23 protein-coding genes are annotated in these 24,182 nt (G+C 43.9%); 19 read left to right on the top strand and 4 right to left on the bottom strand.

All coding sequences use genetic code 11. The annotated features are described in order from the left end of the window. Nucleotides 1–3 precede the first annotated feature (3 nt). From QWZ05_RS04435 to QWZ05_RS04385, 11 genes are all read left to right on the top strand, one after another. Nucleotides 4–684, top strand: coding sequence for a haloacid dehalogenase type II (locus QWZ05_RS04435; RefSeq protein ID WP_264876660.1), 681 nt, complete (start codon nt 4–6; stop codon nt 682–684). Between the two features lie 60 nt (nt 685–744). Beyond that, the gene (locus QWZ05_RS04430) at nt 745–1,419 is read left to right on the top strand and encodes a DUF1007 family protein (RefSeq protein ID WP_390216453.1); all 675 of its coding nucleotides are present in this window, start codon (nt 745–747) and stop codon (nt 1,417–1,419) included. Nucleotides 1,420–1,458: 39 nt separating this feature from the next. Continuing rightward, on the top strand, nt 1,459–2,526 hold the full coding sequence (locus tag QWZ05_RS04425; protein ID WP_290296800.1) for a nickel/cobalt transporter: 1,068 nt from the start codon (nt 1,459–1,461) through the stop codon (nt 2,524–2,526). A 152-nt stretch (nt 2,527–2,678) separates the two neighbouring features. Further along, nucleotides 2,679–3,632, top strand: coding sequence for an alpha/beta hydrolase (locus QWZ05_RS04420; RefSeq protein ID WP_290296798.1), 954 nt, complete (start codon nt 2,679–2,681; stop codon nt 3,630–3,632). Between the two features lie 162 nt (nt 3,633–3,794). Beyond that, nucleotides 3,795–4,157 (top strand): hypothetical protein, encoded by a 363-nt coding sequence (locus QWZ05_RS04415; protein WP_290296796.1) that lies wholly within the window; start codon nt 3,795–3,797, stop codon nt 4,155–4,157. Nucleotides 4,158–4,221: 64 nt separating this feature from the next. After that, on the top strand, nt 4,222–6,327 hold the full coding sequence (locus QWZ05_RS04410; RefSeq protein WP_290296794.1) for a protein-disulfide reductase DsbD family protein: 2,106 nt from the start codon (nt 4,222–4,224) through the stop codon (nt 6,325–6,327). Further along, nucleotides 6,327–6,830, top strand: coding sequence for a protein disulfide oxidoreductase (locus tag QWZ05_RS04405; RefSeq protein WP_290296792.1), 504 nt, complete (start codon nt 6,327–6,329; stop codon nt 6,828–6,830). Before QWZ05_RS04410 ends, QWZ05_RS04405 begins: the two co-directional genes overlap by 1 nt. A gap of 198 nt (nt 6,831–7,028) precedes the next feature. Then, a complete protein-coding gene (locus tag QWZ05_RS04400; RefSeq protein WP_290296790.1) occupies nt 7,029–8,234 on the top strand; it encodes a PDDEXK family nuclease in 1,206 nt (401 codons plus the stop codon). An 8-nt stretch (nt 8,235–8,242) separates the two neighbouring features. Further along, complete coding sequence (locus QWZ05_RS04395) at nt 8,243–8,602, top strand: hypothetical protein (protein ID WP_290296788.1); 360 nt, start codon at nt 8,243–8,245, stop codon at nt 8,600–8,602. Nucleotides 8,603–8,773: 171 nt separating this feature from the next. After that, the gene (locus QWZ05_RS04390) at nt 8,774–9,400 is read left to right on the top strand and encodes an AbiV family abortive infection protein (protein WP_290296787.1); all 627 of its coding nucleotides are present in this window, start codon (nt 8,774–8,776) and stop codon (nt 9,398–9,400) included. 566 nt (nt 9,401–9,966) lie between these two features. Continuing rightward, a complete protein-coding gene (locus tag QWZ05_RS04385) occupies nt 9,967–10,503 on the top strand; it encodes a DUF2971 domain-containing protein (RefSeq protein WP_290296785.1) in 537 nt (178 codons plus the stop codon). A gap of 7 nt (nt 10,504–10,510) precedes the next feature. On the opposite strand, the gene QWZ05_RS04380 is transcribed toward QWZ05_RS04385, so the two are convergent. From QWZ05_RS04380 to QWZ05_RS04370, 3 genes are all read right to left on the bottom strand, one after another. Then, entirely contained in the window at nt 10,511–11,722 is a 1,212-nt protein-coding gene (locus QWZ05_RS04380; protein ID WP_290296716.1) for an IS256 family transposase, read from the bottom strand. Between the two features lie 309 nt (nt 11,723–12,031). Beyond that, the gene (locus QWZ05_RS04375) at nt 12,032–13,360 is read right to left on the bottom strand and encodes a hypothetical protein (RefSeq protein WP_290296783.1); all 1,329 of its coding nucleotides are present in this window, start codon (nt 13,358–13,360) and stop codon (nt 12,032–12,034) included. Continuing rightward, complete coding sequence (locus QWZ05_RS04370; protein ID WP_290296781.1) at nt 13,320–14,237, bottom strand: CBM96 family carbohydrate-binding protein; 918 nt, start codon at nt 14,235–14,237, stop codon at nt 13,320–13,322. Before QWZ05_RS04370 ends, QWZ05_RS04375 begins: the two co-directional genes overlap by 41 nt. Before the next feature lie 876 nt (nt 14,238–15,113). Between QWZ05_RS04370 and QWZ05_RS04365 the strand changes: the two genes are divergently transcribed. The 8 genes from QWZ05_RS04365 to QWZ05_RS04330 are packed head-to-tail and all read left to right on the top strand — an operon-like array spanning nt 15,114 to nt 23,279. Further along, nucleotides 15,114–16,010: a hypothetical protein gene (locus QWZ05_RS04365; protein ID WP_264876653.1), complete on the top strand. Its 897-nt coding sequence runs from the start codon at nt 15,114–15,116 to the stop codon at nt 16,008–16,010. A gap of 10 nt (nt 16,011–16,020) precedes the next feature. Beyond that, nucleotides 16,021–16,728 (top strand): hypothetical protein, encoded by a 708-nt coding sequence (locus tag QWZ05_RS04360; protein WP_290296779.1) that lies wholly within the window; start codon nt 16,021–16,023, stop codon nt 16,726–16,728. A gap of 1 nt (nt 16,729) precedes the next feature. After that, on the top strand, nt 16,730–17,908 hold the full coding sequence (locus QWZ05_RS04355; protein ID WP_264876651.1) for a hypothetical protein: 1,179 nt from the start codon (nt 16,730–16,732) through the stop codon (nt 17,906–17,908). Further along, on the top strand, nt 17,890–19,284 hold the full coding sequence (locus tag QWZ05_RS04350) for a hypothetical protein (RefSeq protein ID WP_264876650.1): 1,395 nt from the start codon (nt 17,890–17,892) through the stop codon (nt 19,282–19,284). Before QWZ05_RS04355 ends, QWZ05_RS04350 begins: the two co-directional genes overlap by 19 nt. Nucleotides 19,285–19,304: 20 nt before the next feature. Continuing rightward, complete coding sequence (locus tag QWZ05_RS04345; protein WP_264876649.1) at nt 19,305–20,594, top strand: hypothetical protein; 1,290 nt, start codon at nt 19,305–19,307, stop codon at nt 20,592–20,594. Continuing rightward, entirely contained in the window at nt 20,578–21,351 is a 774-nt protein-coding gene (locus tag QWZ05_RS04340) for a hypothetical protein (RefSeq protein WP_264876648.1), read from the top strand. The genes QWZ05_RS04345 and QWZ05_RS04340 overlap by 17 nt, the downstream gene beginning before the upstream one ends. Before the next feature lie 20 nt (nt 21,352–21,371). Beyond that, nucleotides 21,372–22,685: a transglycosylase SLT domain-containing protein gene (locus QWZ05_RS04335; RefSeq protein WP_290296776.1), complete on the top strand. Its 1,314-nt coding sequence runs from the start codon at nt 21,372–21,374 to the stop codon at nt 22,683–22,685. Nucleotides 22,686–22,697: 12 nt separating this feature from the next. Beyond that, nucleotides 22,698–23,279 (top strand): hypothetical protein, encoded by a 582-nt coding sequence (locus QWZ05_RS04330; RefSeq protein ID WP_290296774.1) that lies wholly within the window; start codon nt 22,698–22,700, stop codon nt 23,277–23,279. A 174-nt stretch (nt 23,280–23,453) separates the two neighbouring features. Here QWZ05_RS04330 and QWZ05_RS04325 read toward each other — a convergent pair whose 3' ends face one another. Next, entirely contained in the window at nt 23,454–24,125 is a 672-nt protein-coding gene (locus tag QWZ05_RS04325) for a hypothetical protein (RefSeq protein ID WP_290296772.1), read from the bottom strand. Between the last annotated feature and the right edge of the window lie 57 nt (nt 24,126–24,182).

Genomic DNA, 24,182 nt, shown 5'->3' with positions numbered 1-24,182 from the left:
GCGATGCAAACTCAAACCATTCTCTTTGATATCAATGAAACCGTTTTAGATCTGTCCTCACTCAAAACGGAATTTACGACAGTATTTGGCTCTGAAGAAGCGCTGTCACTTTGGTTTGCGCGCTTACTACACACCTCAAATGTTTGCATTGTAACGGGAGTGACGAGTGATTTTGCTAGTCTTGCAAGCAGTATGATTGATAACTTAGCAACGCATTATAAAGTGGATGTTAGTGAAGAGCAGCGAAGTTTGCTGCTGCAAGGGTTTGCTAGTCTTCAACCTTACCCCGATATCAAACCCGCACTCACTAAGCTGCGCCAAAGCGGATTCCGCACCATCGCATTCTCCAACTCATCTCAATCATTGATAGAGCGACAAATTGAGCAGGCAGGACTGCTTGAGCACTTTGATGAGATAGTTTCAGTCGAGTCCACAGGCAGCTTCAAACCCGACCCCAAGGTCTACCATTTTGTCGCCAAGCAACTTCAGCGCAGCCCGCAACAGCTTTTGCTTGTCGCTACCCATGATTGGGATACCCACGGGGCAATGAGCTGTGGCTTTAATGCCGCGTTTATTGAGCGAAGTAACGCATTTTATCATCCTCTTTATAGACAACCCGATGTACGTGGAAAAGATATGCATGAGGTGGTGAATGGAATATTGAGCTTAGGCCTTCAAAGCTAACATGCAATTTCGATATTGTTATGTTATAACACCTGGCAAATTCGTAACGCGTATTTTCCAATGCATCTTTACAAAAGACTTCCTTTTTTTGCTGTCAAGAAGCCCCTTTTCGGGCTGATGGCGTTATTTCTATCGTCTAGCCTTCAGGCACACCCGCATTCATGGATAGAGATGAAAACCACGGTTCAAGGTGAGAACGGTGTAATTACGGGGTTAAACATGGAATGGGCGTTCGACGCCATGACATCAGCGTATGTATTAGATGGTGAAGATGTCTCACCCGAAAATGAAGAAGAGACCTTTCGCACCATCGCGGCATCACTGATGGAAAACATCATGTATGAGCATTACTTTACTTACTTCTATGACGGTGAAACCCCGATTCGATACAGCGTGGGCCATAGTGAAAGCTTGGAGCGAGACCGAGCCAAGCTCGTATTGAGTTTTTATTTGCCACTAGCTGAACCCAAAGCAGTCACACGCGATTCTTTACGATTAATGATTTACGACAAAACCCACTTTGTTGATATGTCTTGGCGTGCAAACAGCGACGTGGTTTTATCTGCCGAGCTGGCTAAGCAATGTGCCCTAGAAATGGTTGAACCTAACCCAACTGCCGAGCAGATGAGCTACGCTTTCAACCTGCCAGAGGATGCTGATCCGGATAACACCTTAGGCGAGCTGTTCACCCAAACCGCCAAAATTCATTGCGCAGCTGTGACTGCCATTCAATAACCTTGGATTTGAGATTTAACGTTTAGGAGCCATGAATCCATGAAACAAAAATCAATGATGAGCAATCAAAGATGGGTCGCGCTGGCGGTAATGCTTGTTTTGTCTTTGGGCGCCTATCAGCTGTGGCAAATGTGGCCTTCTCTGGTCATCGAAACCGGGCGCTGGCAGCGTGATGTGAATGCAGAGTTAGCTGATTTACTTTATGACGCCAAAGCCAACCCTTTGGTCGCTGGTGGCTATTTGATTGCATTCAGCTTTGTGTATGGCATGCTGCACTCGCTCGGTCCTGGCCATGGCAAAGTCATTGTCTCGACCTACCTCGCGACCCACCCAACAAAGGTAAAGGCGAGTTTGGTGCTCACAATCGTTTCTGCAATTGCTCAAGCGCTGGTGGCGATTGCACTTGTGAGTATTCTCGTATGGGGTTTTCAGGCATCAATGCAAACCGTTAACGAGAAAGCGACCAGTTTTGTCTCTCTGAGCTTTCTGCTTGTTGTCGTTATGGGGTTACTGCTGTGCTGGAAAGCATTGAAGCAGATTGTTCAAGTCATGCGCAAACCGAAGATGAAGATAAAAACCTTAACCGCGCTTTCTGCGCAGCCTTCAAATATGAGTGCAATGAAGCCAGTGACGTCGTTTTCTATGACTGCAAACCCCACTCATTCACACAGCGAGCATACAACAGAACATTCACATACTGATTGCGGGTGTGGTCACCAGCATGTAGCTGATCCAGAAGCGATCAATAAAGCCTCAACGCTACGTGAATACATCGGTATTGTCGTGACCATCGGTGTAAGGCCTTGTACTGGTGCCATTATGGTGTTGCTGTTTGCAAACATTGTCGGCATGTATTGGATGGGCGTGATCTCAGCACTCGCTATGGCAGGTGGTACAGCACTGACCACTTCGTTGATTGCCGTTCTCACTCTGACAGGCAAGAAGATCGTTAAGCGCTACCTAACCGCTGGAAATGATGCCAAAGGCAAGTCAATGAAAGTTGCAGGATACTACGCACAGCTGTTTGGCGGGGTGTTACTGATATTGATTGGTTTGTTGCTATTGGGTGGGGATGCGTCGGGGATTTCTCCAGTGTTTTCAGTCTAAAATGAGATGACCTAGATTTCATATTTATTTCCTTTGGGCTTTGAGTAGTGCATATTATTTGTGACATCAGGGTGCTGTAACCTTGAATGAGGTTTACTTTAAGTTTAAAAGACTTAGCCGGGCATTAAGCGTGGTTGTTGAAGGGGTTCACAGTGAAAAGATCTGCTCTTATTTTTTGTCTCGTCGTCTCAGCAACAGTGGCTTTTGGGCCCAAAGTCTCTACCATACACGACATTTCTGAGCCCTCCATCACCGAGCAGACGTTATTGGCCAGCGAGCAAGACTCATTAAAACTCGTTGAGGGCACCGAAAAGCGTATCCTTAAACCTAATGAGAGTGGCGAAAAGTCTAAGTACTCAGTCGTCTATCTACACGGCTTTTCCTCTTCTCGACAAGATTTAGCCCCAGTACCAGAGCGGATCGCCAATCGAATAAACGCGACATTAATCGAAACCCGCTTAAAGGGTCACGGACGTGACCGCGACGCCATGGGCGAACCGAGTGTTAAAGATTGGCTTAATGATGCTGCACAAGCCTGTAAAGTCGCGCAACAATTAGGCGAAGAGGTCATACTGATTGGCACATCTACAGGCGGAACACTTGCTAGTTGGTTGGGCTCCCAACCTTGGTGCAGTGATCATGTTGCCGCCATTATTTTGATTTCACCAAACTTCGGCCCAGCCGATACCAACAGCGAACTACTGCTTCTCCCATGGGGTGAGCAGCTAGCCCGTTTAGTATTAGGCAAATACCGCACTTTTGAACCTCATAACGTACTGCAAGCGAAATATTGGACACAAAGTTACGACTCTCGCTCACTAGTCACTATGATGGGTGTCGTTGAAACGACTCGGAAGCTGTTAGACCAAGTAGAAGTGCCGGTTTTAACCCTCTACTCACCGCAAGATAGAGTAGTGGATAGCGAACTGACGATTGTGCACGTCAATCGAATGAGCAATCCAGCAAACCAAATTATTGCCTTTGAGGATTCGAACGACCCAATGCAGCATATGTTGGCTGGGGATGTGTTGTCGCCCGAGTCGAATGATGGGTTAGAGGTGCTTATTACTGACTTTTTACAATCGTTGTCGGAAAAGGTTAATTAAGACGGGATGTATTTTCTGCCGCGTGCTTTATCAGCCAAGAAAATGTACATCAATGAAAACCGGATTTGTAACATTACTTAAATCAACCTATTCAAGACTTGTCGTGAGCATTCTATAACGCTATGGTTACCAGAATATAACTTTCCTTACTTGCTGAATTGAATGACTTTTGACCACAACACCAAAACCAAATTTAGCCTGATTCTAGTCGGGTGGGTGGTGCTATTGTGTTTAGCCAAGAACATGGGTGTGAGTCATGCCGGGTGTCCAATGCAGGTTAAGGGAGATCACAGTGCTGAACTTGAACTAGCGGAACACTCAGAAGTGAGTGAGCATTGCGAGCTATCGGGTAAGCTACTGCAACAACAGTTTTCACAGCTTGAGTGGGTCGCTCTATTCTCCTTTGCTATCGTCCTTGCGATTGTTGCTTGGCTGAAAGCTCTGCCTAATCCTACTCCTCATTTCACTGAGCCGATTGGTTATCCCGTGCGGCTTCACGCGAGGCATTGCGTTTTCAGAGAATAAACCGCGTATGAATAACTGACATAAGGTCAGTGCATTCTATCGTCAATTTTTTTGGAATAGCTTTATGCAAAAATTTATTTGGCGGGCATACTGCGCCGCTACCTTAATGCTGATGGCATTAAGCCTTTCTGTACATGCGCAAATCGCAGGGACAGAATGGATGACTCACTCAGATCATCCCCCCGTACAGGTCAAAATGACATTGACCGGTGATGTGAATACGGTTGAAAAAACCGTATTAGGGTTTATTGATGTACGTCTTGATGACGATTGGAAAACTTACTGGAGAGAGCCCGGAGAAGGTGGTGTTGCGCCATCACTGAATTGGGCTCAGCAGTCTGAGAACATAACGAATATCGATTGGTATTGGCCATATCCAGAGCAATTTAGTTTGTTTGGCATACGCACGATTGGCTATCAAGGTGATACGACGTTCCCTGTACATATTCAGTTGTCAGATCTTAATGAGACAGTACGTTTTCGCTCGATTCTGACACTACCGACCTGTACCACAATATGTGTTCTTACTGACTATCCGATAGATTTTGAGTTTGAACCGAGTGAGTTGGTAAGATCTGAATCGTCTGCGCACCATTACGCAAAAGCAATGAGTCTCGTACCTACTGCGGGTAATGACGCCGCAACAGTGTCTGCGATCTGGGATCAACAACAGCAGCGCTTGAAGGTGGAGATTGAGAAAGACCGCCTATGGCAATCGCCAGAGGTGTTACCTTTCACTCTGTCTAGTGAGTTTGAAGAGTTACTCTTTAAGCCATTAACAGAATCACACCTGGCTGAGGTTTATAGCGTTGTTTATGATGTTTCCTCATGGATGGGGGAGGTCGATTTAGCCAATGAGCTGGTCTATTTCCATATCAAAGATGGGGATCAGCTTTTAGAGCTTGATGTGGAGCCTGTTGTTGGAGCGGTGAGAGTCGACTCAACGCTATTGCAGGGAGCCTCTCTGCTGACAGTGTTTGCGTGGGGCCTTATTGGTGGTTTGATTCTTAATATTATGCCCTGTGTGCTACCCGTATTGGGTATGAAGCTTAGCTCAATCACCAGTGCTCAAGGTGTGGCTCGACAGCAGATTAGAACACAGTTTCTATTCACCAGTGCGGGCATACTGGCGTCTTTCTGGTTGATCGCGTCTGTCCTTTCGGTATTGAAACTTAGTGGCCATGCCATTGGGTGGGGGATGCAGTTCCAAAGCATTTGGTTCTTGCTGCTCATGATGTCGGTAACCATGCTATTTGCATTTAATATGTTAGGCCTGGTGACGATTTCTCTTCCTAGTTCACTGTCTAGCTGGGCGGCGCAAAAAGGGGATAGTTCACACTTGGGGCACTTTGTTCAAGGTATGTTTGCCACCTTATTGGCTACACCTTGTAGTGCGCCATTTCTCACTACGGCAATTGCGTATGCTTTTGGTGCTGATATACCAACAATGTTTGTCATTTTCACGTCACTGGCGCTCGGAATGTCGATGCCTTGGCTGTTAATTGCCAGCTTTCCACGCATGGTCAGCTACATGCCTAAGCCGGGTCGCTGGATGGTGTGGTTTAAACTCGCTCTTGGCGTGATGATGATGGTGACGAGTCTCTGGTTGTTATCCCTATTGCGACACCATATCCCAGTGTTTTGGGTTGCTGTAGTTGCTTTAGCTACGTTTGTTTGGGTGTTAGCAAGAGTGAAAACACTCTACGGCGATAAGTGGTTACTCGGTCTCGGAGGAGGCGGGATTGCGCTATTTGCAGGCGCAATGTTAGTGGGGAGTGTAACCGCTGACCATTGGGTCACACCGTTACCACCAGAGCCTGATTGGGTTCCTCTCTCACAAAGCACTATCGAACAGTCTGTGAAACAAGGGAAGACGGTATTTGTTGATGTGAGTGCCGACTGGTGTATTACCTGCAAGTCCAACAAGATAGGGGTATTACTGCAAGACCCAGTCTATAGCCATCTGCAATCTGCCGATGTGGTCCCAATGCTAGGGGACTGGACCCGAGCTCATCCTGACGTCACGGACTATTTACGTGAACATCAGCGCTATGGTGTGCCGTTCAATATGGTTTATGGCCCAGGAGCCCCGCAAGGCATTCCTCTTCCCGTTCTACTGACGGATGAAGCCGTACTTGCCGCTCTCAAGCAAGCGCGAGGAGAGTCTTAATGCAAAGATTGATCAAATTGACAAGCTGGATAAAGAAAGCGGCGGTCTACGGTTTGCTGTTTATCGCCCTATCGACCGCAGTGGATTGGTATAGGACATCGAATAGCCCATCAACGTTACCGCCTTCGATGGTGGCCACAATGCTTGATGGTGACAGCGTGGACTTGGTTGCACAGAGTTTTGAATCACCGGTCGTGATCTATTTCTGGGCTACGTGGTGCTCGGTGTGCCGATTTGTGAGCCCCTCACTAAGTTGGGTATCGAACCATTATCCCACTTATGCCGTCGCATTGAACTCTGGAAGTGATAGAAGAGTCAGTGCGTACGTTCAACAACATAATTATCAGTTTGAGACTGTTAATGACTCAGATGGGTCGTGGATGAAGCGGTGGCAAATCGCCGTTACACCGACCACCTACATTATCCATCAGGGGGAAATTCAGTCAGTCACTACCGGTTTTACAACGCCACTAGGCATCTTGGCGCGTATTTGGTTATCGTAACAAATACAGTCGAGATTGGGGTCAGAGTCTATTTCGCTGAAATGACTCTGACCCCATAATCATTAAGCTAGGAACTATCATCAATCACAGCTGTTTTTTGTGAACAAGGCATTGGTTTATTTGGAATAGTCAATATTCCAAATAAATTAGCAAGATCAGGGATAATCAGATAAAGCCAGTAACCATGATTAAGTCACTATGCTCACTTGGAAAAGTTGGAAGATTCGTTACGCCGACAAAATAGCTCATCCCGTCAATTTTGAAGAGAAGTTTGTCGATCGGGTGTTAGCTCGTATTCCAGAAATTACGCCTTCAGATGTGATACCTCAATTTCACTTTAAAGATGATAACGGCGGCAATCGATACATTGATTTCATGATTCGTAATGAGTCTAAAGGGTACTATTTACCAATTGAGCTTGATGGCACGACTAAAGATACAACGCATGCCAAATGGAAGGATTTTCTGGTTAGGCAGAACTCGCTGATCACCAAATTTGGCGTAGTACTCCGTTTTAGCAATATGCAAATGCTTAATGAGCCACAAAACGTTATCCACAAGATTCGTCACACGCTCGATATACAAGCCAACAATAAAGTGACTGAATCTACAAAACAAAAAGAGCGCGATGCGCTAGTGGTTTGGTACAAACAAAAACTGACTGCAATTGAACAAGAGAACAAGGGCAGCGAACAAGTAGCAACACAGATTCAAGAGTTGAGACAACTCGTTGATGAAGTGCGTAAGTCTCATCAGCCTGTTGGTGAACGATTAGAAAAGCAGGAATCAGACAAAAGCAATTTCTGGATTGGCGCATGCTTCGCCTTGGGTTTAGTGCTTGTGTTTGGTTTTATTACCGATAGTAAGCCAAATCAAACGCTACAAACCCGGTCATCACCCAATGGGGTAAAACCAGAAGCGCGTGTTCACAGCATACGCAGTGAGGATGAGTTAACAGTTATCAATGTTACCAAAACACCAGAAATACATGTTGAGGATAACAAGACGATTGTTCATGAAGAGTCACTATCTTATGACGTGAGTGATTGGCAAGACGCTAGCCAAGCCTCTGTTGATCGTTATGACGAATCTATTACTGTTCAATCCTCGACTATCTCAGCTAGAGACGCGAGAGAATATACAGACACCTATCAAACCGTATGCGGCCGTTTAGCACAAGTCACAAGGTTTTCCCGAGGGGTTTACCTCAACTTTGAATATCCATTTCCAGACCATACATTTTCTGCCGTGATTTGGGATTCTGACTATCAACAAATCACCGAGACCAACGGGGATTTAAGGGGATTAGTGCATTCTGACGTCTGTGTGACGGGCAAGATCGAAGAGTATCGCAATAGAGCTCAGATTACTCTAAACAAGACATCCCAAATCAATGACTTATGAGAATTAAGATGAAATATATACTTTTGGTAATGCTGGTTTCAATTAGCGGCATTACAACTGCGTCAGAACAGAGAATACCCGCCTATAAAGCACCATTTCACGTTGGTGAAACGGTAATGGCTTGTGGTGAAGTCGCGCAAGTCTCCAAAGGGCGAAAAGCGACCTATTTGAATATGGATAATCGTTATCCAAATCAAACCTTAGGGATTCTTATTTGGGATAATTATCTACCTGATTTTGAGCGTCGCTTCGGTGATTTGCGAGAGATGGAGAACGAGCGAGTTTGCGCACGAGGCAAGATCACCGAGTATAAAGGCACATTGCAGATTCAGGTGGCTAATCCGCAGTTTCTGCGTTTGATGATGTGAGTTTGGTGGGGCTGATTTGCTGTTCTCAAGCTAGTCTTACCGCTATATTGGAGATATAAGGTAACTTGCATATTTTCCTGATTGAATTAGCCTGTAACTCTTTCAATTGAATCGAGTTTGGTAATGCCGACTTGCAGTCGTGTATAAAGCGTTATGTTTTCAGGGGGAAAATTGAATCAACCAAAGATAAATAACCTAAAATTTGACACGATTTTTGACGGTGCAATTAAATGTTTGCGCAATGCACAAGAGTTGTGTGATGAGGCAGAAATCTTACATGAACATGGCAAATATGCTCGTTCCTTTGCTTTGAGTCACTTCGCTCGCGAAGAGTTTGGCAAGAGCGTCATGTTATTTCGAGTATTGGTCGATGTATCTGCCGGAGTAAAGGTCGATTGGAAAAAGCTCAACCGTAGGTTCCGAGATCATAAACAGAAATTGGTTAATGACTCTGCAATATCAACAGCGTTATTTGGTCACGAATGGAAAAGGCAAGGTCTGCCTCTTGAGGGGCTTTTCGCTGGTATTGATTTTAAGAATAACCGGAAAAACTCTTGTTTATACACGGACTGGCAAGACGGAACCTTTACGCTACCTTCTGACACAATTACCGAAAAGCAATCAGAAAGGAATTTGAGCATGGCTATATTTCGTATAGCAACATTAGGACCTAAACTTGTTCAGCTCCAAGATCTAAAAGGTACTAATAAAAAAGAACTTAGGAAAAAGTACCCTGACGTAATGCCATCTGACCTAGACGAATTTTTAGATACAGTGAGTGCGTTAGAACAAACATAACAAGTGCTTCAAGAGGGATTCGTAAACGCGTGCCGAACTCGCTTCGCTCAAACATGGCACACGTCCACTCACCCCTTAAGCAGGCGTTATGGCTCTAAAATAGGATGGTCGAATGAAAAAAAACAATGGATAGGCGAGCTGAGAGAATTATTCTTTTCGCCTAAACTTGATGATGTATATGTAAACGAAGCCATTTCCCTGAAATATGGTTATATTCCGACGAAGTTGTTCAAATATCGTGAGTTTAATGAATATAGCTTGGACAATTTGAAAAATAATACACTCTGGTGCGCCTCTGCAAACGGGTTCAATGACCCTTATGATACGAGCATTCATTTTGAATACTCAAAAGAAATACTTGATCGTCAACTCATTCACTCAATTGAAGAGCAAGCAAAAGATGGTCAGTTTAAGTTTCTGACTGATTCCGAGATTAACGAACTTAAACAGTCGGCTGAACCTACGAGATATTTGGCTCACATTGCACATAAAAAACAGAAGGAAGACTCTCTGAGGAACAGCTGTTCCAGTTCCTAAATTCAAGTACAGAGAAGAACACAGAGCAAATGGTTGCTGACTTCAACCGTGTCCTGAAAGCAGGTTATAAAGTGTGCTCTTTGAGTGAGCGAGAAGACTCTATGCTCATGTGGTCACACTATGCAAAAGAACATAGTGGTTTTGCAATGGAGTATGATTTTAGTGAGTTACCTAATGAAAACATACTGACAAGAATGCTCTGGCCCGTAATTTATGATGATAAGTTGTTTGATGCGTCAGAGTTTTTTGAGCATGGTCTTGATGGTGGATTATCAAGTAACATGTTGGGAGTGATCGCATCAATTCATAAGGCTTTAGATTGGGCATATGAACAGGAGTGGAGGTTAATTATGCTCAGTAGCCCAAATGAAGCATCATTTAATCAACCAAGTCCAAAAGTAAAAGCTATATATATTGGCGCCCTAGCAGAGTCGGACTCAGAGAAAGAGCTTATTGAAATCGGTAAAGGTAAGGGAATCCCAGTTTATAAAATGAAGTTATCTCATCGGAAGTTTCACATGGACTTTGAAGCAGTGTACGAGGAGGCTGTAACAGATTCTGTGTAACTGCCGTTTAGTTAATGTGTTTCTCCAGGCGTTCCTCGAACTCGATAATAAACCGACTCATAGCTTGGCGCCAGTTTTGAATAGGCATTGTCCATTTCTTACTGGCGTCTTTGATTGCTAGATATACCATTTTGGTTGCGGCCTCATCATTCGGGAAGATCTTACGCTTTTTAAGTGCCTTGCGGATCACGCTATTGAGGGACTCAATTGCATTGGTCGTGTAAATTGCTCTACGAATATCTTCTGGGTAGCTAAAAAGGGTGTTGAGATTTTGCCAGTGATTGCGCCAAGACTTGGAGATTTGCGGATACTGGCTATCCCAGACTTCACCAAAGCGCTCCAGTTCAAGTAGAGCCTCATCTTCGGTAGCAGAGCGATACACTCGCTTCAGGTCGGCTGTGACCGCCTTGTAGTCCTTCCAAGACACATACTTCAATGAGTTCCGCACCATATGGACGATGCAAAGCTGAATATGTGTTTGCGGGAAGACGGTGTTGATCGCATCGGGAAAACCCTTCAAGCCATCGACACAAGCGATAAGAATATCTTCAACGCCACGTTGATTGAGTTCGGTTAGAACGCTCAGCCAAAACTTAGCCCCCTCATTTTCGGCTATCCACATGCCCATGAGTTCTTTCTGACCATCGGTGTTAATGCCTAAAGCAAGGAAGATCGATTTATTGATAATGCGTTTGTCTTGGCGGATTTTGACCACAATGCAGTCGAGGTAAACGATAGGATAGATGGCATCAAGCGGTCTAGATTGCCACTCCACGATTTCCTCCATCACTGCATGTGTGACGCGCGAAACTAGGCTGGGTGATATCTCTGCTCCGTACCACTCGTCAAAAGCATTCACTATATCGCGTGTGCTCATGCCCTGCGCATAGAGCCACAAGATCTTGTCATCCATAGAGGTAAATCGTGTTTGATGCTTTTTGACTAACTTGGGGTCAAAAGAACCAAGACGGTCGCGAGGGGTATCGAGTTCAAATTCGCCGTCTTCTGTTTTTACACGCTTGGTGCTCTTTCCATTACGGCTATTTTGGGATTTTGAGGGTTTGTGCTTTTCGTAGCCAAGATGCTCTTCCATTTCAGCGTTGAGCGCCGCCTCAACAGTGATCTTTTTGAGCATCTGGCTGAACTCAGTTAAGTCATCGGGAGTTTTAATTCCCTTTGCAGCTTCTTTAGCAAAAGCTTCAAGTGCTTTCTTATCCATGTGCCTATCCTTAGCCATTAAGGCTTTAAGTTTAGACAGTTACACAGAATTTAGGACAGTCTCGTGTACGAGCCATAACACATATGAGCCTTCTGCCTGTCAATAAGCAATAACACTCTGTTGGCTACGTGAGCAGCCAATGCTCTTCGAACAACAAAGTTATCTACTTCGCTTTGTTATTTCTGTCATTAAGCATTGCTTACGACAAACACATATTGAGGGTCTCTTATTACGGTCTCACCGCTGCCTATGATTTTTTGAACAATGGGATCAGAGTCAATTTACCCAAAATAACTCTGACCCCACATTTTACTCGTTGGCAAGTTTCTCAGAATCAGCGAAACCTCGTTGAAACTCATACAAGGAATCGGGTGTAACTGCCCCTTCATTATAGGTTTCTAAGTAGTACCAATCACTAGAGTGTTGCTGAGTTTGTTTTTCCATCATGGTGCCAAAGCGCTCTGAGCGTAGACCCACCATGATAGAGCGAGGATGCAGCATATAGTGATCAAACCCGTTGCTATTATAGTCGCTATCACTATTCCAACCAGACGATGCAGGGAAGAACTCACCGCCCCTTGTTTCTAGGTTCCAGAATGTGTTTCGAGTGCCGGCATGGGGCATGTTGAATGTACTTCCAGAGCTTTGAACATAAATGTTTGATGATGCTTCCACTAAGTTAAATGAAGGCAGTCCCGCGCCATGGAAATCAATCATAGTAGGGTGCTTTAAGTTTGGATTGCTGACATTTGTGATGACATTTCCGTTTGAATTACTATTAAAAGAAATGTGATGCGACATATAAGCATTCATGGAGATATTGGAAACGAGGTTACCCTGAGAACTGCGATATAGCCCTATCCCGTGGTGGCCGCCCCCGCCCACGGTTGAGAGAGTCACGTTATCGATGTGGTTAAAGTGAGAGTTACCTAATGTAACGCTCTGAGTAAAGTTTTCGACCTCAACGTTTTTTACCCAGCTATTTGCTACGTTCTCGAGCTTGATAGCTGCATTTCTATAGGCAAGTGGCTCAGGTGAAGAGTGGGTATATGTATAGCCTTCTGGCATCTCCATAGAGACAGTCAGGTTTTCGACTCCCGAGTGATTAATCGACTTTTCCACCAATCGAATATCAGCGGCATATTCAGCTTTAAACCCATAGGGCAGACGGGCCTCGAGTGTTAATAGAGTGCCGTCACTCACCTTTTGAACTTGTTTTATGCGGTTTATGTGTGTCATAGCGACAAAGCGCCCAAAGTTAGTCCAAGGATCGCGAGCAAGTAACGGATAGATGACCTCTTGTCCGGCTGAGATTGAACCATCCTTGTTAAAGTGACTGATGTTGATGAGGTCGCCTTGAGTAAAACCAACGCGATCGTTGACCAATATCTGGGTATCACCTGGCTGAGTATCCACAAGAAGGACATTCGACACTTTTGACTTAGTATCACCGAAAATGTTGATGAGATGGGGCGTTCTTGTCGCGACAAGCTCACTATCAATCATTGAATGATGTTGACGCAAAACGGTATCGCTGCCTTGACCTCGCAAGATGATATTTGATTGAGTAATATATAACGCTTGCGCATTTTCTACACTAGAGATTGAAATGGTAGGTGCCTTTGCCAAATGAAACAATACCACCACCATTTTCTTGAGCAGCGTCGATAGCCGCTTGAACGGCTGCAATATTGTCAACATTCTCGTTGTTAGGTTGTGCGCCATAAGCATCAACCGAGAATACTTTGAGTGCATCTAAAGTTTCTTGTGAAACCGGTTCAATAATACCGGCCAATGACCAGTCATTGAGATAGAAATCACTGCTATAGTCTTGATTTTCATATCTCGTTAAAATGTCTGGGTGTGTTTGCGGCTGTTCAACAAATTCAGGTTTCAATACGACAGAAAGGTGAGGAGCACGTTGCAAGCCATCTTCGATATGACGTGATCGAATCCTAACTACAGCTTCAGACGGTGATTCTTCTCCTGTAATTAAGACTGATATAACGTCAGATTCAGTCTCTAAGATATGCTGAGTAATATCAATGTTGACTAAACCATAGTTGGTTTGAGGTGGGAGAACTCTGTCTAGGTGAGCTTTGCGCTCAAGCTTTGTGAGGCCATTGACGGTATTTTCCTCCCACTCACCGTCAATAACAAACACATCCATGGTCATAGGGTTATATCTAACAAAGAAGATATCAAATACCAGTTCGACACGTTCTATCGTGCTTTTATCTGCGATTTCTTTTATATCGAATTTCATGACTCCATCGGCAAACCAGTTATCATTACCGCTATCATCTTTGTTAAGGTAAATCATGAAATCATCGCCGTAGTTGTTTTCGCGATAACGCCTGATCCAACTGTCTTCTTGAACTTCGAAATGCTGGTATTGTACAGTAGAACTCTCTGGCACGGTTGAGTGTGATTCTTTATTTGCATCACTATTACAACCACTGAGTAGCGCAAGTATGGTAAGTGGTACAAGATGATTGATGAGCTTGTTGGTCAAAATATAAGTCTCTAATGAAGGTCAATTTATCACTTTTTAATATGCCAATCATGACTCTGGCGAAGGGTGAGTGATTTATCGTTGTTTTAGTCAATATCGTTGTAATGCGCAGGAAGTCTGAATCTATCAACTAAAGAATGTTTGGGGTCAAAAACACCTAGCGCCTAGATATTCTGATAGTGAGGTAGCATTGTGGGTAGAGTGAGTCTGTATGCCATGTTGTTATGAATTCGTAATGCTGATTAAAGTTGCTTATTAGGTTCTTTAGCTGAATATTGTAACAAGCAGATGTTCTGTGTGTAGGTCATTAGGTGACATGGTTTATGTCGTTTATATACACGCTCACCAACCAGATTACGCGTTTTCTACCTAGTTATATGACAACGGACTTAGCTCGTTCTTTCTAATAACAAGTGTCACCAACCTAAGCTCTGACTATTACCTAGAACTCTTCTTGAGGGTTTATTGCTGTCACCTAAATAGGTTATTAGACCGCTTTAGGTAAGATAGAAGAGAGGATCACGTACAGATAGCGATAGCTGCTAACGATTAATTCAAACTATGAACGCAAGGTGATCTGATTCACAAAAGAGATGATTGACATGCAATTCATACAAAGAAATCAATATTCATAATATCGGTCGGTTTTGTTCATATTCGCGTTATTATCAGATTAATCAATAAGGTATGTCAGCGCACTGTAAAGCATGATGAGCTTGGTATTGTGCATTTTGAATCGAAATCACACTTTTTTGGTTTTGCGCATAAATATGCATTCCATGATGGCTTTGGTGGTTGTTTCTCAGACTTGAGATAGAGCAAAAGTAACTGTAATTTCAATGAACTTAATTTGATCAACGTTGTACAGGTTAACTTTTGTTCTATCGATATCTCAACTTATTAGTAGTGATTGTTTGCTTTCCTATTACTGCATCGGCACAAGAATCATTCATTGCCATTTCTGGTTATGGTGACTCTGAGAAAATTGCTAGAATTGATGCAAAACAACAGCTTGCACTCAACATATACAGTAAGGTTGAAGTGTCAGAAAAAACACATCAATATCATAACCAAAAATCTACGCTATCCTCTTACGAACAAACTAGCCAAATTGACTCTCTTCCGGTCGCTATACAAAACTTGTCACTTGCGGGCGTTGATTGTTCCTCCAAACCCTGTCGATATGATTTTACTATCAACAAATCAGAATGGGCAGAAAAGCTAAGCCAAGATATATCGAATAACCATGCAAAATCAGAGATTGGTTTCACTGGGGAAGCAACTGAATGGCGAGACTTACGTCGCTTTTGGGAATCACAACATCTCTTGGAGCAGTCTGCAGAATGGTTGACCGTTCTATCTGCGGTTGATTTTGAGCAGTTCAATCTATTGGCTCCGCAACAACATTTGCTTGAGTTGAAATCTCAGGAGAAACAAAGTCAATTTAGGGTCACTTTCTTAACATCAAATGATCCTTTCTCTGCCGAGTTAAATAGCATTTTATCCAATACGTCAATTGCTAGTGCTAACGGTAGCATCAGCATTTATATCAAAGGGACCAATCGCAACGGTAAACAGGCCAATAAGTTTATCGCCAAACAAACGGTCTCTCTCAAAGTTTTTGACACGAGCAGTCCAACTACAGCTGTCAGTCAAAAGGAAGTGTCTGAAACAGCGACATCTTCGAAAAGCGCTGCGCATGCAACTAAGTTAGCGCAGCAAAAAATTATAAAGACTCTAACCAATGAGTCACTTTTTTCATTCTTAAATTAAGGAATTAATGATGTTTAAGAAAACAGTTTTGGCTAGTTTATTCGTGACTGCTCTGGCAGGTTGTTCTTCTATCTCAGGTGAGGATGCAGCGACATTAAATCGCACTGAGATGAACGAAAAACTTACGCAAACGTGTGAGGAGCTTGGTAATAGTTACACACCAGTTTCTGTTGCTGTTGATACAGCATCAGAAGTTATGGTTTCCATCCAAGATCGTCAATGTAAAGTATTCCAAAGTTATAACGTCTTGGCGTCAAAGCACGGTGATGTTGCTGGCTTCTTGGCTGTGAACTCTGGTCTAACTGACGAAGAACTGTTGGCTGCAATGGAAGAGTTTGACGCTGATAAGCCTGAAGATAAGAAAATTGCCCCTCAAGTGAATGCATATAAAACAGCATCAGACTCAATTTTTGATAGCAACGTAGAACTAGGCCTTGAGCTTGCGGTTCAAGCTGCTCAAATCAGCATGATTGCAGCGGATAATGCAACTGTACTTGCTCAAGAAACAGGCTTAGCTATGTTCTCTAACATTCTAGCATCCGCCTCTGTTGAAGAAGACGAAGAAGCAAAAGATGTCGTTCCAATCGTTGCTGCCTACGATGAGCTAACTTCGCGTTCAGCACTAGCGTATGAAGCAAATAACCTGATTTCTCTTGATCAAAATACGATTAAACAATTGGAAAACCTAGATAAAATCTTATCTGAGCAAGTGAACTAATATGAAATTAACAAAACTTGCGACATTGGTTGCTGTTGGGATCGGCCTTGTGGGGTGTAACTCTACTCCGAGTCAACAAACGGTGTCTAAACAGAGCAATGCTGGAAATTCTTCTCTAATCATCGGTAAATCTGCGTATGATTTTAAGAACGACGACATTGAAGTACCCGCATATTTTAATACCCAAGGTCTTCAGTTTTGTAGTTATGAGCCTGAAGAAAAAGACAGTCGCTGTCCTCTTGCAAAAAAGACCATTCGACTCTATTTCGGTGATGTAGCCACAGATGTGAGCAAGAATCTAGAGGGAAAATCGTCTGACGTCTTTAATGCAATGCATTCGAGTATTGGATCCTTCCAGACCAAAGCGCTAGAAAACACTCTAGAAAATCAATTTGCTGGCGTGAATCGTTTCAGAATTCTCACTCGAGACACTGATTCAGTTAATGCGGCAATGGAAGAGATTCTCGCTGATGAAGGTGCGTCGAAAGTAGCAGAAAAAATGGGGAGTCGTACTCCTTTATCGACAGACTACATTATGAAAGTAGATGTGCTGAAAACGGGTGACATGTTATTTGGTTCGACACAATCGTTGTTCCAAACCTCAATGGAGATGTCTACCGGAGTCATCGATCCATACACGCGTGAAAAAATTAGCTATCCAAACATCGGTAAAATCCGTGTTTCGAACTTCGATGTTCGTGCAAAAGACACCTTCACTACTGTTATCGCAAATGGCGAATACTACCGCGGATTCAACTATACAAGTGGCAAAGATGTCGATTCGGTTATGAACGAGATGGCCTCTCGTGGATTCGACATTATGTTAACCCGCTTACTTAAAGAAATGCCTGCCACAGCCCAAGTTATGGGAATTAAAGGCGACCGCATTTCACTAGACCGTGGTCAAAACGCAGGCGTGTTACCGAATGAAACCATGGTGGTGTTCGAGTACAGTGCCGGGTTTGTAGAGCCTATTGGTGTCGCAACAGTAAACCCAAGTATGCAAAGCGCACAAGGCAAGATTGTTCGTTGGAAAGACAGCAAGCTTGCTGAGAATGTAAAAGATGAGGCCGAAGCAGGAATTTACCGCCCTGATCGTCAACGTCGCATTTTCGCGGTGAGCGTCGGGGTTCCTATTGAATTCATGAAGGAACGTAGCACATGGGCTCAAGAGGGTTAAAAGCGAGTATCGCGCTAAGTAGCTTGTTTTCTATTACGCCAGTTACTGCCCTTGAGTTAGATTTGAGCCAGGATACCCTGGCTCTTGTCGAGCAAGGATGCGCATATGGACGAGGCGCCCTCGCAATCGAATCCGCCAAAGCGGAGGCGTTCTCTAATCTTAGATTATTTTTAAATGGCGAGACTTCTTTATCGTTGACTGACCAAGAGTCAACGCTGGTTAATGAACACTTTTCTGAATCTCAGCGTGAAGCCCTCGTTTCTGGAATTGAACAGGGTGTGATTCATGCTAATTTTGATGCGCCAGAAATTCTTGGGGATGATACATGTGTCAATGTCAGATTGACACCACCTTCAGAATCAAGTGATGACGGTTTCGAAATTGAATGGGATGATGAGGGTATTGTCTCAATTGTCGTAATCGGTGAGGGTAAATCAGACGCTAATCGCGGTTTGACGGCTCGACAAGCAGCGGAGCAAGATGCTTTTCGACGGGCAATTAGCCAAGTCCTTGGGGTGATGGTTAAATCGGGTTACCTCAACCAGTCACATTCGGTGATGTCTGCGAGCGCAGATAGTGACGAATTCAATCTACATGACGTGGCTATCCAATCTCTGTCATTAGACTCTCAAGGTATGATTTCTGGGTGGAACGAAATCTCCAGCCAACAACGTGACGACGGCATGTTTCTTTTGACACTCGATGTGACGGTTGAGCGAGAAAAAGTGAATGAAAAAGTCATGCGCCTCATTGATCAGTTGGGCAATCCGTCGATTTATGTCGATGCTAAATTACCTGCGGTTAAATCTCGATTTAACGCTGCATTTTCAGAAATGGGTTTTGACCTTGCACATTCAGTGGAGCAATCTACTGTGATCATGCAAATTGATGAAGTCGAAAAAGTGACGCCTTCTGGGCTTCAGCTGGCATTGGCCACTCGTGTTCTTGATAGGGCAGGCAACCAATATGGTGAGTGGAGCAATGATCCCTCATTAATTACTTTGCCGAACAAAGAGGGCATGCTCAATGAACTTGCTACCGTTCATCTCGCTCTCGAGAGCAACAAAATCGCTTTAACGGATATTTTGCACAAATCGGTGCAAACAATGGCGATGCGTGGTGGACCGGTTCGCGAAGTCATTCTGTCAACACCAGCAGCAGGAAAGCAAGGTCAGCTCTACACATTGCTTAGCTCTATCAACGGAGTCTCTGACGTTAAGATCCAATCCTATCCAAACAAAGTTGTCGTACAACTTCGATCTATGAGCAACGCTAATGAACTCGCTCAATATATCGAGCCTACACTGCGTATTCATCAACCTAACTACTCTTCTCGGTTAAGTGTCTTAAATGACTATCAAATTAACGTGCTTTAAGATGCCTAAAAGGAATTTCCATGCTTAAAAAATCTCTACTTGCACTATCTCTTGCTTCAGTATTCGGCACAGCCAGCGCCAATGTTGACTTTGACCTCAATGACCTTGTTCCGGCAACTGGCCCGAACGAAAGTGTTGTGGCTATTGATACAAATGATGTAAAGACCGTCGGTGATGTGGTTATCGCACAAGACCCTGCTGCTGCGGTTTTAGTTGCACACCAAAGCCTCATTGAGGATGAAGGCGATGGCATCAAAATGATCACTGTCGGTTCTGGTGTCGGTATCCTATCAAGCGGGTCGGGTAGTTACGAGTCGTATGAAAATCGTAATGCTACGTTACTGTCTAAGCGTGCGGCATATATGAAAGCCTTCCAAATCGCCAAGAAACAACTGGTAGAAAATATGGAAGGAATGAGCAATATGTGTACGACTGCTGTCACAGAGTCGATAGATGTGATTGACACTGGTACAGATTCTGCGGCCAATACAACCAGCTTAACATCAGACAGCTGTGCTGAATCTGTACAGGGTGCCCTTGCTGGGTATGTGACGTTCGATGTATACGATAGCCCTGAAGACAAACTTGTTCGGGTCAGCCTTATTTCTACACCAAAAACACGTCAGCAAACCCAAAGGAAAGTCGGTGCACTCACTCAAACGACTAACCCTAATGATATCTTCAAACAGATTGTAGGCGATTTACAAGCCGGAGTTATGCCTCCCGTCGGTGCAAAAGTTATCACCAACCCAGAGACTGGTGAGTCTTATGTTCTTGGCTTTGGCTCATCTATTATCAGAGAGAACAAAACGCCTTCTGTTCAACGCAAGCTTGCAAGTATGTCTAAATCTCAGGCTCAAGCCAAAGCTCGAAATGGCCTGATTGCCGTTATGCAAGGCGAACAAGTGTATTGGGAAGGTAGCTTTAGCGAAGACCAGCTAGAAAAGAACGAACAGTTTGAGTATCCACCAGAAAGCATAGACCCTGCTGAAGCAATTATTTTGGCGGACAACAAGCATGAGTTCATTAACAACCTAAAAGCTTCTGATTCATATAAGTCTTTTGCTTCTGGTAAGGTGCCACCGGGTGTATCAACCAAAACCTTCAAAAGTACAGATGGTGACTGGATGCTTGCGGTTGCTGTGTACGCACCATCTTTAGAGGCGGCATCGGCTCAAGCTGGCGCAGAAACAAAGCAACGAGTAAGACAGGGTACCAATCATAAAGTGTCTACATCGAATGGTTTAACCAATGATACGAGTGGCAATCAGGGCCCATCAGGTCAGGTAAGCAATGCGAATGATCTATAAGCCTGCGCTTGCGATCATGCTAGCAGGAGGGCTTAGCCTTCCTGCTACCGCGAGTACCTCCAATCAATGGGCATACGGGGGAGCCATATATTCTGTTTCTCTCGAGCAACAAACAACAACAGCGTCGGTTTCTCGTGACGTTGAAATGGCGAATAGTCAGATTAAAGCTTTATGTCGTCGCGGGCTAGGCCTGCAATTAAGGGCCAATTACGAAAATATCCTCATAGATAAACAGTGGATAAGTGAACCACTTTCTGACTGGCCAATGGCGAGCTTAAACTATGAACTGAGTGATATTAAGTATATCCAGGTATCAAAAACGGATGCTAAGTGTTCAGCGACGGTTGTGGATACCGACCCAGAGCACAACTTAGATTCATCAGCCCTGAATTATGCTTTGGCTTATTATGCGACAAGACAATATGGCCTTATTAAGCCGCTACTCCCTCATCTGATGCAAAAGCCTGCTGTTGCTATCGATGCTGCTGCATTGGTGACACTTCTATTGGCCAGGGATGACCAATCAAAAGCAAACCAATATTTCCAGCGCTATGTTGATATCACGTCACTTCAAAGCGAAAAAATCAAGTATTGGCTATCTGAATGGCAATATCAGCAGGGGAATATTCAACAAAGTTACGCGATCATTCAATCTTGCGCTAGCTCAGATTGTGCGCGTTTCTCGTCGTTGTTAGAAGACGAATTGATGGTTATTGAACAAGACTCTGCGGATGATTTGTCATCCTATTTTAACTAATCGCTATCGGGAGCAGTCTTTTGAAAACAATTTCGATGACGGTGTTATCCGTCACTTTGCCACTCTTAATTTCTACGGCTGTCATTGCTAATGATCCATTCGCAGAGTTAGATAATGAAGTCGAACAGCTCTACGTCGATGATACGGCTGAGTTCGAGCAATGGTATGCAGAACACCTTAGTGAGTTCAATAAGTGGCAAATGGCCTACCTTGAGCAATGGGATAAACAGCAAGTATCTTCTATCGAAAAATGGGGGGATGCCAAAACACCATCACAAGATACTTTGGTGGTTTACAATGAAGAAACCGAGTCTCGCACGGTCGTTGACTTGGAGAAAGGTGAAATTACGATTAACTATCCGGCACCGTCAAATAGCACTTCTGAGTCCGCAGATGCTGATTTGTTAGTCGTTAATAAAGTCATTACTGATAACAAAGAGCTTTGGCAACAAGTTGGCTTTCGTATTCCGGAGCCGGCGACCTCCCAAGTGGTTTATGTCGAGCCGGTTAAAGTTCAAGAGCAAACCTTTGAAGAGGTGCGTCAAGAGATCATTGCTCAAACAGAACGTCAAATGAGCCAGTTGGATATCTACGCTGAACAAAATATGGTGATGGTAAGTCCGCCACAAAAAGAACGTATCGTTGAGCAACAAAAGCAAGTTTTAGAAGCGAATAAACAGAAACGCATTATTACTGCGCAGGCGAATATTCAAAAACAGAAAACGGTTCATCAGCAACAGCCAACAAAAATGGTGGAATATAAGGTAAAAATACCATCGTCAGCACTATCAGAGCGTGCAGGCAGTTATCTTCCCCAAATCAAAATCGAAAGCGCAAAACGAGGGTTATCGCCAGCACTTGTCCTAGCGATTATGCACGAAGAGTCGCATTTCAATCCTCAGGCCCGTTCGCATGTACCTGCCTATGGTCTAATGCAGATTGTCCCTACAACAGCAGGACATGATGTTAATAAGCTTTATCGCGGTAATGACGCTCCAATGCGCGCAACGGATCTTTATAATCCAGAAATCAATATTGAAACAGGTACTGAATACCTGAACATTCTGCATAATCGTTATTTAAAGGGCATTAAAGACCCGAAAAGTGCTAAATATAGCGTTATCGCAGCTTACAACACTGGATCTGGTAACGTAGCTAAAGCATTTGGTGAACGCAGAGTCTCAGCGGCGATCAAGAAGATCAACTCGATGACCTCTGACCAAGTGTATCAGCAGCTTATAACGAATTTACCTTATGACGAAACACGTAACTATCTGAAAAAAGTAAACAATCGAATGCAAAGCTACCAAGCTCACAACAATTCAACGATTTAAAAGGACGTAATCATGACTAATAAATTTCTAGTTACTGCGATTGGCGCAATTATGCTCGGCGGATGTGCAAGTAACCAAGACGAAAGCAGCACGGCAAAAATCGAAACTAATAGTGCAATCGATGTACCGGCTTGGGTCCTTAATCCTGCATCAGCGAATGGCCTGGCTGCATCAAATTGCGTTGAAGCTTCAGGTAACTTTTCGTTAGATCGTAACCATGCGGTGGCGCTATCTAGAAACACGTTGGCTCAAAATCTAGATGTGAAAGTTAGTGTTCTAGAGAAAACCTATCAACAACTTAACCAGTCTATTGATGGAACAACAACAGGATCGTCATTCGAACAAGTTGCAAAACAAGTGACGAATACTTCTATCAAGAAGAGTGAAATTGAGCAAATCGCACTTGTGAATATTGCTGGGAAAGATCAGGTGTGTGCTCTAGTTGTAATGCCGCAGATTGAATCAGAGCAGCTATTTAATCAAGCTATTCCCACAACAGCAAAAATTGATCCGACAGACAAGGCTGCTATGTACAAAGAGTTTTTGAGCCAGAAAACCGCAAAGCAATTAGAGGCCCAAGTGCAGAACTTATAAAGACGATGTTGGTCAATCACATGTAATTGGTAAGCAAAAAAGAGCAGCGAAATGGCTGCTTTTTATTTAGCTATCTCCAGAAGCACCATTCTGATCGCGACTTGTCGACTTCATGTGGTTCAGCAAGCCAGTCAAAACGAGCAACAGCAAAGCTGTATATTTCCAAAACCGTCTTTACACACTAAGCGAGGCAGTAACGACCATAACCAGATTGGCGACAATCAAGCTGCTAGGTATGCACGAGAGATGCTGGCGGTTTCTTCTATAGTAGTTAAATAAGTAGAACCTACAAAATGAGTAAACATAGATAGCACTCGCAACGATAAGCAAAAGATGCCAGCTGTTGTCTTCGTGAATAACAACCTCAATAGCGAGCCAAGTTTGGATAAGCGTAGCAAATGAGAAGAGGTAAAGCGGGAGTTTTGGCTTTTTGTCGATTGTGGGGGTAACTATTAGCCAGGTGAGCACGATGACCGATGTTATTGTCGCTATATAGACTAGCTCGAGTTCGTAAGTCGGATCTCCAGCAACGATAAACCACATCCCACCGGCTCGAAAAACAACCGATAATATGGCGAGTATCAAACATGCCAGTTTTGATAGTGCGTTGTGCCAGCAAAGTTCGGACAAGTCATGGGCAATCGTGGTGAGTAGTGATAACTGTAGTGCCACTGTTAACGCTTGGTTTGTGCCTTCAAATGAGACAAACACAAGAAAAACAACCCAGGTAAAGATTCTAATTACAGTCTGGAGCCGATGTATTTTTTCATCGTGCTCTTCTTTCGGTGTTAACTTATGGTGAAGAGTGGCTGCTACGGCCGCGATAGCGCATGTTAAGTGCAGCATCAGACATCCTTTCTCTAGCTACGATCAAACTAATTACTTACGCTACTCTAGTTAACT

Source organism: Vibrio agarivorans, from assembly GCF_030409635.1.
Taxonomy (GTDB): Bacteria; Pseudomonadota; Gammaproteobacteria; order Enterobacterales; family Vibrionaceae; genus Vibrio; species Vibrio agarivorans.
The sequence above is the reverse complement of the archived record's forward strand: the minus strand, read 5'-3'. Positions and strand labels throughout refer to the sequence as shown.